This window comes from Fictibacillus sp. 5RED26, assembly GCF_015903895.1.
Taxonomy (GTDB): Bacteria; Bacillota; Bacilli; order Bacillales; family Fictibacillaceae; genus Fictibacillus; species Fictibacillus phosphorivorans.
Window position 1 is genome coordinate 1,119,919 of record NZ_JACZDU010000001.1, and the last position, 13,733, is coordinate 1,133,651.

Annotated in this window: 15 protein-coding genes; all 15 read left to right on the forward strand. The window is 39.0% G+C overall.

Annotated elements, in window-relative coordinates; all coding sequences use genetic code 11:
* Positions 1 to 7: 7 nt before the first annotated feature.
* Genes fliQ through IHV10_RS05980 form a run of 15 tightly spaced genes read left to right on the forward strand, consistent with a single transcriptional unit; the run spans position 8 to position 13,704 of the window.
* Positions 8 to 277 (forward strand): flagellar biosynthesis protein FliQ, encoded by a 270-nt coding sequence (gene fliQ / locus IHV10_RS05910; protein ID WP_066393686.1) that lies wholly within the window; start codon positions 8 to 10, stop codon positions 275 to 277.
* A 4-nt stretch (positions 278 to 281) separates the two neighbouring features.
* A complete protein-coding gene (gene fliR / locus IHV10_RS05915; RefSeq protein ID WP_197127731.1) occupies positions 282 to 1,055 on the forward strand; it encodes a flagellar biosynthetic protein FliR in 774 nt (257 codons plus the stop codon).
* A 4-nt stretch (positions 1,056 to 1,059) separates the two neighbouring features.
* Complete coding sequence (gene flhB / locus IHV10_RS05920) at positions 1,060 to 2,139, forward strand: flagellar biosynthesis protein FlhB (RefSeq protein WP_197128219.1); 1,080 nt, start codon at positions 1,060 to 1,062, stop codon at positions 2,137 to 2,139.
* A 23-nt stretch (positions 2,140 to 2,162) separates the two neighbouring features.
* Positions 2,163 to 4,196, forward strand: coding sequence for a flagellar biosynthesis protein FlhA (gene flhA, locus IHV10_RS05925; protein WP_197127732.1), 2,034 nt, complete (start codon positions 2,163 to 2,165; stop codon positions 4,194 to 4,196).
* The gene (gene flhF / locus IHV10_RS05930) at positions 4,196 to 5,317 is read left to right on the forward strand and encodes a flagellar biosynthesis protein FlhF (RefSeq protein WP_197127733.1); all 1,122 of its coding nucleotides are present in this window, start codon (positions 4,196 to 4,198) and stop codon (positions 5,315 to 5,317) included. The genes flhA and flhF overlap by 1 nt, the downstream gene beginning before the upstream one ends.
* The gene (locus tag IHV10_RS05935) at positions 5,310 to 6,167 is read left to right on the forward strand and encodes a MinD/ParA family protein (protein WP_197127734.1); all 858 of its coding nucleotides are present in this window, start codon (positions 5,310 to 5,312) and stop codon (positions 6,165 to 6,167) included. The genes flhF and IHV10_RS05935 overlap by 8 nt, the downstream gene beginning before the upstream one ends.
* Positions 6,168 to 6,174: 7 nt before the next feature.
* Positions 6,175 to 7,221 (forward strand): protein-glutamate methylesterase/protein-glutamine glutaminase, encoded by a 1,047-nt coding sequence (locus IHV10_RS05940; RefSeq protein ID WP_197127735.1) that lies wholly within the window; start codon positions 6,175 to 6,177, stop codon positions 7,219 to 7,221.
* An 18-nt stretch (positions 7,222 to 7,239) separates the two neighbouring features.
* Complete coding sequence (locus IHV10_RS05945) at positions 7,240 to 9,246, forward strand: chemotaxis protein CheA (RefSeq protein WP_197127736.1); 2,007 nt, start codon at positions 7,240 to 7,242, stop codon at positions 9,244 to 9,246.
* Positions 9,247 to 9,257: 11 nt separating this feature from the next.
* Complete coding sequence (locus IHV10_RS05950; RefSeq protein ID WP_231618138.1) at positions 9,258 to 9,722, forward strand: chemotaxis protein CheW; 465 nt, start codon at positions 9,258 to 9,260, stop codon at positions 9,720 to 9,722.
* Position 9,723: 1 nt separating this feature from the next.
* Positions 9,724 to 10,356 (forward strand): chemotaxis protein CheC, encoded by a 633-nt coding sequence (locus tag IHV10_RS05955; protein ID WP_197127737.1) that lies wholly within the window; start codon positions 9,724 to 9,726, stop codon positions 10,354 to 10,356.
* The gene (locus IHV10_RS05960; protein ID WP_197127738.1) at positions 10,349 to 10,837 is read left to right on the forward strand and encodes a chemotaxis protein CheD; all 489 of its coding nucleotides are present in this window, start codon (positions 10,349 to 10,351) and stop codon (positions 10,835 to 10,837) included. Before IHV10_RS05955 ends, IHV10_RS05960 begins: the two co-directional genes overlap by 8 nt.
* 29 nt (positions 10,838 to 10,866) lie before the next feature.
* Complete coding sequence (locus tag IHV10_RS05965) at positions 10,867 to 11,631, forward strand: FliA/WhiG family RNA polymerase sigma factor (RefSeq protein ID WP_197127739.1); 765 nt, start codon at positions 10,867 to 10,869, stop codon at positions 11,629 to 11,631.
* A gap of 11 nt (positions 11,632 to 11,642) precedes the next feature.
* Positions 11,643 to 12,983 carry a DUF342 domain-containing protein gene (locus IHV10_RS05970; RefSeq protein ID WP_197127740.1) on the forward strand — a complete coding sequence of 447 codons (1,341 nt, stop codon included), beginning with the start codon at positions 11,643 to 11,645 and terminating at the stop codon, positions 12,981 to 12,983.
* Between the two features lie 18 nt (positions 12,984 to 13,001).
* Entirely contained in the window at positions 13,002 to 13,271 is a 270-nt protein-coding gene (locus IHV10_RS05975) for a hypothetical protein (protein WP_197127741.1), read from the forward strand.
* 10 nt (positions 13,272 to 13,281) lie between these two features.
* Positions 13,282 to 13,704 carry a DUF6115 domain-containing protein gene (locus IHV10_RS05980; RefSeq protein WP_197127742.1) on the forward strand — a complete coding sequence of 141 codons (423 nt, stop codon included), beginning with the start codon at positions 13,282 to 13,284 and terminating at the stop codon, positions 13,702 to 13,704.
* The last annotated feature ends 29 nt before the right edge of the window (positions 13,705 to 13,733 follow it).

Here is a 13,733-nt window from a genome sequence, read left to right on the forward strand (position 1 = left end):
TGTAAACATGGATTCTCAATTTGTAATTTCTTTAGCTGAAAAAGGGGTATACATGACCTTGCTTTTGTGCGGTCCGCTTATGCTATTAGCCCTGATTGTAGGTTTGATCGTCAGTATTTTTCAAGCAACAACACAGATTCAGGAACAAACACTCGCATTTATACCAAAGATTGTTGCCGTTTTAGTAGGACTCGTGTTTTTCGGACCTTGGATGCTATCACAAATATTAGGTTTCACATCAAATATCTTTCAAAATTTACACACTTATATAGGATGATAAAATGGTAGATTTAGTTGCTTTCCCTGCTTTTTTATTAATCCTAACTAGAGTATCGGCATTTTTCTTAACAATTCCTGTGTTTTCCAATAAAAATTTACCTGTTATGCATAAAATCGGATTATCCCTATTTTTATCGTGGATCATGTTGTACGCGATTGACCCAAAACCGATTCCGTTAGATGGTTCATTTTTTCTGTTAATCATTAAAGAAGCGATGGTAGGACTATCCATCGGATTTATTGCAGCGATTGTTTTCTACGCGATTCAAGTAGCTGGTGGATTTATTGATCTTCAGATGGGTTTTGCGATAGCGAACGTGTTTGATCCGCAGACAGGCATTCAGACTCCTTTGATGGGTAGGTATCTGTATACGTTTGCGATTCTTTTCTTGTTAGCTACCGATGCTCATCACATGTTACTCGATGGAATCTTTTATAGTTATCAATTTTTACCGCTTGATTCAACCATATCTAATTTTGGAGATGGCGGGATTACGAGATTTGTAATAAGTGTGTTCTCAGGTATGTTCTTAGTTGCTCTGCAGATGGCGATTCCGATCGTAGGCACGTTGTTTCTAGCAGATCTAGCACTTGGGATCGTAGCAAGAACCGTTCCTCAGATGAACATTTTTGTTATCGGCCTACCAGTGAAAATATTAATTGCTCTTGTGTTGTTTTTAGTAGTAATGCCCGCATTCTTCGTATCTGTTCAGATGCTAGTCGATCAGATGCGTGACAGCATGATTAACTTAATGGAATTGTTGGGAGCGGCTTAAGTTGATGAGATATCCAATTACTTTACAGTACTTTTCAGGAGAAAAAACAGAAAAAGCAACACCGAAAAAAAGGCAGGAGAGCAGGAAAAAAGGTCAAGTAGCCAAAAGTGCTGACATCAACGCTGCACTTGTACTGTTTGCATCCGTTATGTTTCTTTCCTTTATGGGAAGCTGGATGGGTCAGAGGTTGCTTCATCTCTTCGCATATAGTTTAGATAAGAAACTTCTCTATAACGTAACTGAATCGAGTATTCCTAAACTATTTTGGGAGCTTTCGCTTGAAGTCGCGATCATCATAGCTCCCGTAATGATTGCGGCTATGATAGCCGGAGTCTTAGGAAACTATTTGCAAGTTGGGTTTTTGTTATCAACAGAAGCGATTCAGATGAAACTCGAACGAATCAATCCTTTATCTGGATTTAAGAGGATCTACTCGGTGCGTGCATTAGTAGAGCTATCAAAATCAATACTTAAAATTCTGCTTATCGGTGGAGTGACATTTTTTATCCTTTGGAGTGAACGTGATATCTATTTAAGAATGAGCCTAGTGAGTATTGAATCTTCACTTCCTGTCTTTGGAGGACTTGCTGTCAAGATGGGTTTTGCAGCTTCACTCGTTTTACTTTTTCTTGCGTTTCTTGACTATATGTACCAAAAATACGATTTTGAAAAAAATATTAGGATGTCGAAACAAGATATCAAAGATGAATACAAAAAATCTGAAGGTGATCCAAAGATTAAAGGGAAGATCAAGGAAAAACAAAGGCAGATGGCTATGAGGCGAATGATGCAAGAAGTGCCTAAAGCAGATGTGATCATCACAAATCCTACACACTATGCGATCTGTTTAAAGTATGACGATAACAACATGGATGCTCCCGTTGTTGTGGCAAAGGGAGTGGATCTTATCGCTCAACGCATCAAAGAAATCGCAAAAGAGCATAACGTAGCGGTTGTAGAAAACAAGCCTCTAGCAAGAACGCTTTACGCTCGCGTTGAGATAGGGCATGTGATTCCTGAAGATCTTTTTAAAGCAGTAGCTGAAATTTTAGCCTTTGTATACCGTGTAAAGAAAAAAGCGTAAGGAATGAATAGGAGAGTTAACAGATGAAAGCTAGAGACATGAGTGTTTTAGCGGGCGTTATTCTCATTATCGCCATGCTCGTCATACCAATGCCAACGTTTATGTTGGACTTCTTAATCATAACAAATATATCTCTGGCACTTTTAATCATATTGATTGCCATGAATACAACACAGCCTCTCCAATTTTCTATATTTCCGTCATTGTTATTGTTAGTGACGCTTTTCAGACTTGGGCTAAACGTTTCGACAACGAGGAGTATCCTTTCAACCGGAGATGCAGGAAACGTTGTACATACTTTCGGTGAATTTGTAGTTGGTGGAAATATTCTTGTTGGTATCGTTGTATTTTTCATTCTAATCATCATTCAATTTATCGTAATTACGAAAGGATCTGAACGTGTATCAGAAGTAGCGGCAAGATTTACACTTGATGCGATGCCTGGTAAGCAGATGAGTATCGATGCAGACTTAAACGCTGGCATGATTTCAGATCGGGAAGCGAAAGAAAGACGTGAAACGATTGAACGCGAAGCAGATTTTTATGGAGCGATGGATGGTGCGAGTAAATTTGTAAAAGGTGATGCTATAGCAGGTATAATCATCGTTTTGATCAATATGTTGTTCGGAATCATCATCGGAATGCTTCAGATGGGTCTAAGTTTTGGTGAGAGTGCAGAATTGTTTACAAGAATGACGGTTGGTGATGGATTAGTATCTCAGATCCCTGCGCTTATCATTTCAACAGCGACAGGAATTATTGTTACTCGTGCGGCCTCAGAAGGAAATTTAGGGTTTGATATCAGTAAACAATTGCTTGCATATCCTATCATGCTTTTTGTTGCTGGCGGCACCATCATCATGCTTGGCTTGTTCACACCGATCAATGACTTTTTCACGATTACGATCGGAGGAATTTTAGCAATCGGCGGCTATCTTCTATTAAAAGCAGAACGTGAACAAAAAGTAAAAGAAGAAGTGGTGGAAGAGGATATTCAGACAGAACAGCTGAAAAGCCCTGAATCTGTTGTGAACCTTCTACAGATCGACCCGATCGAATTTGAATTCGGCTACAGTCTTATTCCATTAGCAGACACTTCGCAAGGCGGTGACCTGTTGGATAGGATTGTTATGATCAGAAGGCAGCTTGCATTAGAACTTGGAATGATCGTACCGGTCGTTCGAATTCGCGACAACATTCAGCTTCAGCCGAATGAATACAGAATTAAAATAAAAGGAAGCCAAGTCGCAAAAGGTGAGCTGCTGTTGGATCATTATTTAGCGATGAGCCCAGGTATCGACGATGAAGAGGTGCAAGGTATCGAAACGATGGAACCAGCTTTTGGTCTACCAGCTATTTGGATCGGTGAAGAGATGAAAGAGCGAGCTGAATACTCAGGATATACAGTCGTAGATCCGCCGTCAGTCGTCTCGACGCATTTAACAGAAGTAATCAAGAAGCACGCACACGAATTGATTGGCAGACAAGAAACGAAACAACTTGTAGATCACTTAAAAGAATCGTATCCAGCGATCGTGGAAGAGGTAACTCCGGATGCTCTTACCATCGGAGAGGTTCAAAAAGTGTTATCAAAACTTTTACGAGAACGAATCTCAATTCGAAACTTAGCAGTAATTTTTGAAACGTTAGCTGATTTTGCAAAAATGACAAAAGATACAGATCTATTAACAGAGTATGTAAGACAAGGCTTATCCAGACAGATCTCAAAAAGCTATAGTAATGAAAATGAGCCTCTGCATGTTATCACACTTGGCGGTTCGGTGGAAAAGAAGATAGCTGATGCAGTTCAGCAAACCGAACACGGGAATTATCTGTCTTTAGATCCGCAAGATTCTCAAGTGATCTTTGACAGCATTACTACTGAACTTGAATCCGGGCGGGGTTTTGACCAATCTGTTGTTCTCTTATGTTCACCGGCTGTAAGAATGTATGTAAGACAACTCATTGAACGTTATCTTCCTGATGTCGCGGTTTTATCATACAACGAATTGGAACCTGAGCTCGAAGTGAAAAGTGTAGGGGTGGTGAACATCTGATGAAAGTGAAGAAATATACAGCGCAGAACTTGCCAGAAGCTATGAAATTAGTTAGAGCGGATCTGGGCAGTGGTGCAGTCATTTTAAATACAAGAGAGGTTCAAGTTGGTGGCTTCTTCGGATTTTTCACAAAGAAGAACGTTGAAATTTTCGCTGGATTGGATCAAGACGTAGATTATCATCCAACAAAGAACACTAACAAGAATATTGTGAAAGAAAAGCAAGCTGTGTTCCAGGACGAGGAGCTGACAAAGGAAATTCGTCAGCTGAAGAACATGGTTCACTCTTTGACCGTACAATCAAAATCTGCAGATGATGCAGCTCCATTCTTTAAAGAATGGGAAAATTTTCTTTTAAGTCAAGAAGTAGACTTAACGATAATCGAAGAACTCATCCCTTCTTTATCAAATAAATACGAAAGTCTCGATGAAATGGAGCGAGACAGCTATGACTGGAATACATGGATCAGCAGCTACTTAAGCGCAAGAATGGCTAAAAGCGAATTTGGCGGCTTTCATTATGAAACAAAATTCTTAAACTTAATCGGACCTACCGGTGTTGGTAAAACAACCACCATAGCAAAGATTGGAGCAAAAGCGGTTTTAAAAGACGGAAAAAAAGTGGCGTTTATTACGACTGATACGTATCGTATTGCAGCTATCGACCAACTAAAAACGTACGCTGAGATATTAAACATACCATGTGAAGTCGCTTATACTGCTGATGATTTTAAGAAGGCTAAGGAAAAGTTTGAAGATTATGATCTAGTCCTCGTAGATTCGGCAGGCAGAAACTTCTTAAATCGTTTTTACATCGAAGAATTGCAACGTATCATTCATTTTGATAAAGATATGAAAAACTATCTCGTTCTTTCTTTAACTTCAAAATACCGGGATATGGAGACGATTTATAGTCAGTTTAAGAGTCTGCCGGTTCATAAGGTGATATTTACGAAGAAAGATGAAACGACGACGTACGGTTCATTATTGAATCTTGCAATCTTAAACAGTGTACCGATCGGATATGTTACGAATGGCCAGAACGTACCTGATGACATGTTTGAGGCTGACGCGGATGAACTTGTTCAGGCTCTAGTAAAGGAAAAGCTACTTCATGCTTGATCAAGCGATAAGTCTTCGTAAACAATTAATCTCTGCCTCATCAAACAGTGCAAGAGTTATCTCTGTAGTCAGTGGTAAAGGTGGAGTGGGTAAAACGAACGTCACGGTGAATCTTGCTCTTTCCTTGGTTGAAATGAAAAAACGTGTGTTAGTACTAGATCTTGATATAGGTATGGGAAATGTAGATTTGATTCTAGGCAGAAGATCTGACAAGCATATGATGGATATGCTGCAGAATCAATTATCCGTATGGGAGATCATCGAAGAGGGTAAAGACGGACTTCATACGATAGCCGGAGGAAGGAATTTCGGTTCGCTTACAAGCATAACGGATGACATGTTGGTACATTTTATGAAGCAACTGGAAGAATTAGAGAGGTTTTATGACTATATTTTTTTAGACATGGGTGCAGGTGCAACAGAAACAGCTTTAAAATTTGTACTTTCCAGTCATGAGATATTGGTGATAGCTACACCTGAGATCACCTCACTAACAGATGCATATTCTATGATGAAATTCATTTATATGAAAGATAAGGACCTGCCCTTTTACTTGGTCATCAATCGATATGAAAATGTGAGAGAAGGAAAAGAAACGGTTGAAAAGTTAAGTCATGTTTGTAAACAGTTTCTGCAAAAAGAGCTGATCTGTTTAGGTAAGATACCGATGGATCAGGATGTATTACATGCTGTGAAAAAACAGATTCCCTTTTCTATTCATAAACCTTCATCAATAGCATCCAGAGCTGTATTTCAGCTAGCGGAAACCTATGTTGGTACAGTAAAACAGCAAGAAGTATCTTATAAGTCTTTCATCGGTAAGCTAAAGTCATTTTTCAGAGAAAGGTAGATGCTGCATGAAACAGATCAGAGTGCTAATTGTGGATGATTCTGCCTTTATGAGGAAGCTGATCAAAGAGTTCTTAAGCGAAGATCCTAGAATTTTGGTGATCGATACAGCAAGAAATGGACAAGAAGCAGTTGAAAAAACACTAAAAATAAAACCAGACGTGATAACGATGGATGTTGAGATGCCCATTTTAAATGGGATCGACGCAGCGAGAACGATTATGAAGAGTTTTCCTGTTCCAATCATCATGTTATCTAGCACAACAAAAGTCGGTGCAGAAAATACGATTCTAGCTATGGAAGCAGGAGCTATTGATTTTATCGCTAAGCCATCAGGAGCTATATCCTTAGATTTACATAAGGTAAAGACTAGTTTGATAGAAAAAGTGATTGCTTCCTCTAAAGCGAATATTGTAACAAAAAAAGCACTGTCGCCTTATACACTTGAAAACAAAGCGCCTAAAAGATCAAACAGAATTGATCATAGAGAGAAGCTAGTCTTAATAGGTACATCTACAGGCGGCCCAAGAGCTTTACAACAAGTGATTACTAAGCTACCTATAGACCTGGATGCACCTGTTGTTGTCGTACAACATATGCCAGCAGGATTTACGAAATCATTAGCAGATCGATTGAATTCACTATCAGACATCTTTGTAAAAGAGGCTGAGCATCATGAACGGCTACAAAAAGGTCATGTTTACATCGCACCCGGCGGTTTTCATGTACGACTATACGAAAAAATGGGACGGTTATATGTTTCGTTAGATAGTGATGCTCCAGTAGGAGGTCATCGACCAGCGGTTAATGTGCTTTTCAGTTCAGCCTGCAAGCTTAAAAACTATCAAAAGGTCGCTGTCATCATGACTGGAATGGGCTCCGACGGTACAAATGGAATCGTAGACTTAAAAGAAGCTGGTTCAACCGTAGTTATTGCGGAAGCTGAAGAATCTTGCATCGTTTATGGAATGCCAAAAGCCGCGGTTCTCACTAAAAAAGTAGATGAAGTTGTTCATTTAGAGTCAATTGGATTAGCTATTCAGAACCATTTGTAAATTAGGAGGAATTATACGATGGAAATGACACAATATCTTGACATATTCATTGAGGAAAGCAAAGAGCATTTACAATCTATTAATCAACAAGTGCTTCTGCTGGAGAAAAGACCAGGAGAGCTTACAATCGTAAATGAGATATTTCGTTCTGCTCATACTTTAAAAGGAATGTCAGCTACGATGGGTTATGAGGATCTGGCCAATCTTACGCACTGTATGGAAAATGTTCTTGATGCGATTCGAAATAACAAAATAGAAGTTTCATCTTCTGTCCTAGATGTTCTGTTCGCGTCGCTTGATCATTTAGAAGCGATGGTAGTGGAGATTTCAGAAGGTGGAAGCGGTAAACGTGATGTGACGAAGACAGTGAGAGATTTAGAGACCCTTGAAAAGGGAGAAGCTCCGAAGATGATTCAAGCTGAATCAAAAAAGGAAGCAGAGTCGTTACATGTTTATGATCAATATGAAAAGCAGATTATCATTCAATCAAAAGAACAAGGATTTAACGCTTACGAGCTTTCGATCTCATTAAGGGACGACTGTATCTTAAAAGCTGCAAGAGTATATATGGTCTTCGAAGTGATCGAACAGATCGGTGAGATCATAAAAACGATGCCAGCAGTAGACATGCTTGAAACAGAACAATTCGGAACTCATTTTACTCTTTCCATCCTCACGAAAGAGTCCGCCGAAAACGTACAGGAACGTATCTTAAAAGTGTCTGAGGTAGATGTAGTAGAAGTGGTTGACATTCAAGGAGATAAACTCAACATCTCGTCAAACACTGAGAGCGACAAGAATGATAAATTAGAGCAACAAGAAGTGAAACTAGAAGATAAAAAAAGCGAACCTCAACAAACTTCAATTTCAGGAAGCAGCGGAAAAACGATTCGTGTCAATATTGAAAGGCTCGATCAGCTCATGAACTTGTTTGAGGAACTCGTTATTGACCGAGGACGGCTTGAAGAGATATCGAAATCATTAAAAAGCATGGAACTCAATGAAACGGTTGAACGAATGTCTCGTGTTTCAGGAGACCTTCAAAATATTATCCTGACGATGAGAATGGTACCGGTAGAACAAGTTTTCAATCGCTTTCCAAGGATGATCAGAGGATTAGCGAAAGATCTCGGTAAAAAAGTAAACCTTGAGATCGTAGGTGCTGAGACTGAGCTTGATCGAACCGTAATCGATGAGATCGGTGATCCGCTTGTTCATCTACTTCGAAACTCGATTGACCATGGCATCGAAAACCCAGGGGAACGCTCTTCTAAAGGCAAAAATGAAACGGGGACCATCTATTTAAGAGCATTTCATAGCGGAAATCATGTGTTTATAGAGATTCAAGATGATGGAGCGGGTATAAATAAGCAAAAGGTATTGAGTAAGGCGATTGAAAATGGGGTCATCACGAAAGAAATGTCTGAAAATTTGACCGATAAACAGTGTTTTGAATTATTGTTCGCTTCAGGCTTTTCTACAGCCGATGTTGTTTCTGACATTTCAGGCCGTGGAGTGGGATTAGATGTTGTGAAGAATAAGATTGAATCGTTAGGTGGTTCTATCGCTGTCGATTCAACCGAAGGCTCTGGGACGATTTTTTCCATACAGCTTCCTCTTACTTTATCAATCATGTCAGTTATGCTCGTTGAAATTAGTCGTGAGAAATATGCGATTCCACTATCATCAATTATTGAAACGGCCATTATTAAGAAAGAAGATATTCTTTCAGCTCATAATCAGAAAGTGATTGATTTTAGAGGTAAAGTCGTACCGCTTGTAAACATGAAGGACATTTTTGAAGTCCCTGGTTCAACTGAAGCCAGTCAGCACGTTCCTGTAGTGGTAGTGAGAAAAGGTGACAAGATGGCAGCATTAGTCGTTGATTCGTTTATTGGACAGCAAGAAATTGTCTTGAAATCACTTGGTCAGTATTTGACATCTGTATTTGCTATCTCTGGTGCAACGATTCTAGGAGATGGACAAGTAGCATTAATTCTCGATTGCAATGCACTCATAAAATAAGGTGGTTAATCATGATGAATGAAGAAAAAGTGATCATATTTCAATTAAAAGATGAAGAATATGCAGTTCCTGTTCAGCACGTAAAATCGATTGAAAGAATGCAACCGATTACGAGAATTCCAAGAACAGTTTCTTTCGTAAAAGGGGTAATTAACTTAAGAGGAGTCGTTACTCCCATTATCGATCTGCGTTCACGATTCGAAATTGAAGAAGTAAGTCATACGGATACAACTCGCATCATCATTGTTTCAGTAGGTTCCATTGAAGCTGGACTGATTGTCGATGCAGCAAACGATGTAATCGATCTGGATAAAGAGTCGATCGAGCCTCCTCCTGAAGTAGTAGGTGGTGTAGATGCAGAGTATATCCATGGGGTTGCGAAGATTGAAAAGCGACTATTGATCTTGCTCGACCTTGTGAAGGTGTTGAATCCAGAAAAGTTGGATGTTCAACCTACAAAGGAGAGTATCCTTTGAGATGGATTTTTTAAAAATTCAGCCGATTCATCTGGATGTCTTACGAGAGATCGGAAATATTGGAGCAGGACATGCAGCCACAGCCTTATCAACGATGCTGAACAAAGCTGTTGATATGAAAGTTCCTTCAGTAAACGTGATCTCATTTGAAGAGATATCTGAGATGGTTGGCGGAGCAGAGAACGTTGTGGCATCTGTTTTCTTGAGAATCGTTGGCGATGCTCCTGGATGTATGTTCTTCATGCTTCCAGTTGAGCAAGCTGAGCAGCTTTTAGAAGACTTATTAATCGGCCAGACAGTGAAGTTAACAAACGGAGAAGAATCTGACATCTCATTATCTGCTCTTCAGGAAGTGGGAAACATTCTATCAGGCTCATATCTAACATCGTTCTCTGATTTCACAGGGTTGAATTTACAGCCATCAGTACCTGCAACAAGTATTGATATGGCAGGGGCGATCTTGAGTTTTGGACTTTTCGAAATTTCCACTGTGAGCGATTATGCCATTGTTATTGATACTGCTTTTACAGATATAGAAAGACAAGACGAGGTAAAAGGTCACTTCTTCTTGTTGCCTGATCCTCTTTCCTTCTCAAAAATTTTTGAAGCATTAGGAGTTCCGTTGGATGAGTGAAATCATAAAAGTTGGAATCGCTGATATAAACGTCGTTTCCCCTCCAAACACAATTAGAACAACAGGTCTTGGTTCATGTGTGGGCGTTATACTTTTCGATCAAGTAAAAAAAAAGGCAGGGATGGCGCATATCATGCTTCCGGATTCGTCTTTATCAAAAACTCCCACATTGAATGAAGGAAAGTATGCGGATACAGCAATCAAGAGTTTATACGACATGCTGATCAAGAGTGGTGCTAACGGAAAAGCGCTAAAAGCAAAAATTGCTGGCGGCGCGCAGATGTTTAAGTTCTCATCCGGAAGTGAAATGATGCGAATCGGCCCAAGAAACGTAGAACGTGTCAAAGAAGAGTTGTCTGCTCTGAAAATTCCTTTACTAGCAAGTGATGTAGGAGGTTCGAGTGGCAGGACCATTGAGTTCAATCCAGAGAACACATTACTAACGATTAAAACAGTTAATGCAGGAACGAAAGTAATTTAGAAGTTCACAAAAAAACGAGGAGGATTACCATGACGGAGCCATCTTTAGTAGAAGAACAATCTTGCTGGGAAAAGTGGAACACTAGTCGTGATCGAGAAGCAGGTGACGAACTGATGCGTGCATATTTACCACTTGTCAATTATCATGTACAACGTATATCGGTTGGTTTGCCGAAAAGTGTTAACAAAGATGAACTCCGATCCCTCGGTATGCTAGGGTTATACGACGCTCTTAAAAAGTTTGAGCCTGAAAGAGACCTGAAATTTGATACATACGCATCATTTCGAGTTCGTGGTGCTATTTTGGACGGCTTAAGAAGAGAAGATTGGCTGCCAAGAAGTTTAAGAGAAAAAACGAAAAAAGTTGAAGCTGCCATTGAGAGGTTAGAACAAGAAAATCTGCGTTCTGTAAGCGCGAAAGAAGTTGCTGATGAATTAGGATACTCAGAAAATGAAGTAACAACCGTAATGTCTGAAAGTTTTCTTGCCAATGTATTATCGATCGATGAAGAGAATAAAGAAACAGAAAGTCGTGAAAAAGTTAGTTATACAATTGAAGATAAAAAAGCGATTACACCTGAAAATAGTTTGCTGCAAGAAGAACTTCATGGCGAACTTGCATTAGTGATCAAGGAATTATCTGAAAAAGAGCAGCTTGTAGTGAGTTTGTTCTACTTTGAAGAATTAACATTGACTGAAATCGGTCAAGTACTTGGTCTATCGACATCCAGAATATCTCAAATACACTCAAAAGCACTCTTTAGAATTCGACAGGTTCTACAACGATATATGTAAGGGGTAGGGATATGGATCAATGGTTTCATGTTAAATATGAAGATAATGAAACGCAGGCTCTTTTATTAAAAAAAGAAGTTGAAATCCCATCTGGAGAAGTCACATTTTCGAGTCTTTTAGCTTGGATCGAATCAAAAGGTATACGACATGGAATTCGAAATGAAGTATTGAGTTTGATAGCAGAGAATCTAGATACATTTATTTTCCCGGCTGAAATCGCAAAAGGAAAACAACCGAAGGACGGAGAACCTGCAAGACTTATACCGTCTATCTCAAATGAGAAAGTTGTTACGGTCAACGAAAATGCGAAGCTGGATTTTAAACGACTTTTTACAATTCCAACAGCTGAGTTCGGAGAGATCCTAGCAAGAAAAGTAAATGGTACAAAAGGCATCGCAGGAATAAGTGTTTTCGGAAAAGTGCTACCTGCAAAAAACGGAAATGATCTGCTAGTGAAAAATGGTATGAACACCGTATTTAACGAATCAGAGCAATACGTTTATGCTTCAGCAAGCGGGGAAGTAACCTTTCAAAAGAACAGAGTAAATATTTATCCCGTTTATCGAGTGGATGGAGATGTTTCTTTAAAGACTGGTCACATAGATTTTGTTGGAAATGTTCATATAACGGGCGATGTTCCTTCCGGATTTAAAATATCAGCAAAAGGTGATGTGAGGATTGAAGGAGTCGTAGAAGCAGCAGATATCACTACAGACGGAAACGTTGTTATCGGTGGTGGTGTCTTAGGCCAAGGTAAAGGAACGATCCGTTGTGGAGGAGACTTTACTTCACTGTATATTAGTCAAGGAAATGTCTACGCCAATGGAAATATAATGGTAGCTCAAACGATTCTACACAGTCATTGTGAGGCAGAATTGACTGTTACATGTACAAGCGGAAAAGGGAATATATCGGGTGGTACATGTATTGCTGGGAACGGAATATCAGCGATTGATATAGGCAATGAAACGTACTCCAAAACGCTATTACACATAAAAACAAATGCTAAAATGGAGAACGATATCGTAAAATACGAACAAAAAATTCTTGAACTGCAAACAAATTTAGAGAAATTAAATCATTTAAAGACTGTGTTGATTCAGAAAAATTCAGAACGACAAACGATTAATCGTATCATTAATACAATCTCTCAAGCGAAACACGAGATCGTTGACCTACAAAAGAAAATCCAAAGATGTAAAAGTTCTTCAAACTCATCTATAAATATAAAAGGCACGCTTCACCCTAATGTTGAGATCTGTATTGGAAAATACAAACGAAAAATTCAATCTCCATTTAATGCTGCAAAAGTATTTATAGAAGAGAAAGAAATTGTTGTTCACTCCCTATAAGAATTGGATGTGGATGCTGTGAGTCTGAAATTAATAGAACTTCAAGTTGCAATTCCAAGAACAGTTGATGCGTCAAAAGCAAGTCTAGATCTAATGAACAGAGGACTTCTACAACAACATCAGACCACTGAAGAAATACGTAAGAAAGACAAGAATGAATCGAAACGGGTCAATCAGAAAGAAGCGGCTGATGCAGGCTTGTTTCAATCAAATCAACAACAAGAAAAGACGAGTTCTAGAAGTCAGAATCATCCTTATAAAGGGAAGAAAATTGATTATACAGGTTAGGATGAATGTGATGTACTCCTTAGTTTTTCTAAGTTTCTTATTAAATGTAATCTGTCTTTATTCTGTTTTTAATTTGCGCAAAAAACTACAGCAGCAGAGTGCCTCAAATGACACAAGAATAAGTGAAGAGGTAGAAGAACTTCTGGAGCTGTTCTCAGAAGAGATGAAGCTTGAAAATGAACGTTTGCATAAGATGATTTTAAAATTCACAGAAGAGCAACAGCAGAAATATCATTCGACAGTGGTTAATGAGATTTCTCCAATCCAATCTGTAGAGACCCAAACTGACAATACTTCTCTAGATGATCACTTATCTAAAGATACGAACGAAGTATTAACATTAGCTCAAGAAGGATATAATGCTGAAGAAATTGCAAAAATGCTGCAAAGAGGTAAAGGCGAAGTAGAGTTACTTTTAAAATTTTATCGATAACAAGCAAAAAGACTTGCAGAAATTACACG

Bases quoted from the DNA above. Each gene is read 5' to 3' on its own strand.
- fliQ (WP_066393686.1), top strand. From the start codon at position 8: ATGGATTCTCAATTTGTAATTTCTTTAGCTGAAAAAGGGGTATACATG.
- IHV10_RS05935 (WP_197127734.1), top strand. From the start codon at position 5,310: ATGCTTGATCAAGCGATAAGTCTTCGTAAACAATTAATCTCTGCCTCA.
- IHV10_RS05950 (WP_231618138.1), top strand. From the start codon at position 9,258: ATGATGAATGAAGAAAAAGTGATCATATTTCAATTAAAAGATGAAGAA.
- flhB (WP_197128219.1), top strand. From the start codon at position 1,060: ATGAGATATCCAATTACTTTACAGTACTTTTCAGGAGAAAAAACAGAA.
- IHV10_RS05955 (WP_197127737.1), top strand. From the start codon at position 9,724: ATGGATTTTTTAAAAATTCAGCCGATTCATCTGGATGTCTTACGAGAG.
- flhA (WP_197127732.1), top strand. From the start codon at position 2,163: ATGAAAGCTAGAGACATGAGTGTTTTAGCGGGCGTTATTCTCATTATC.
- fliR (WP_197127731.1), top strand. From the start codon at position 282: ATGGTAGATTTAGTTGCTTTCCCTGCTTTTTTATTAATCCTAACTAGA.
- IHV10_RS05940 (WP_197127735.1), top strand. From the start codon at position 6,175: ATGAAACAGATCAGAGTGCTAATTGTGGATGATTCTGCCTTTATGAGG.
- flhF (WP_197127733.1), top strand. From the start codon at position 4,196: ATGAAAGTGAAGAAATATACAGCGCAGAACTTGCCAGAAGCTATGAAA.
- IHV10_RS05965 (WP_197127739.1), top strand. From the start codon at position 10,867: ATGACGGAGCCATCTTTAGTAGAAGAACAATCTTGCTGGGAAAAGTGG.
- IHV10_RS05945 (WP_197127736.1), top strand. From the start codon at position 7,240: ATGGAAATGACACAATATCTTGACATATTCATTGAGGAAAGCAAAGAG.
- IHV10_RS05970 (WP_197127740.1), top strand. From the start codon at position 11,643: ATGGATCAATGGTTTCATGTTAAATATGAAGATAATGAAACGCAGGCT.
- IHV10_RS05960 (WP_197127738.1), top strand. From the start codon at position 10,349: ATGAGTGAAATCATAAAAGTTGGAATCGCTGATATAAACGTCGTTTCC.
- IHV10_RS05980 (WP_197127742.1), top strand. From the start codon at position 13,282: ATGTACTCCTTAGTTTTTCTAAGTTTCTTATTAAATGTAATCTGTCTT.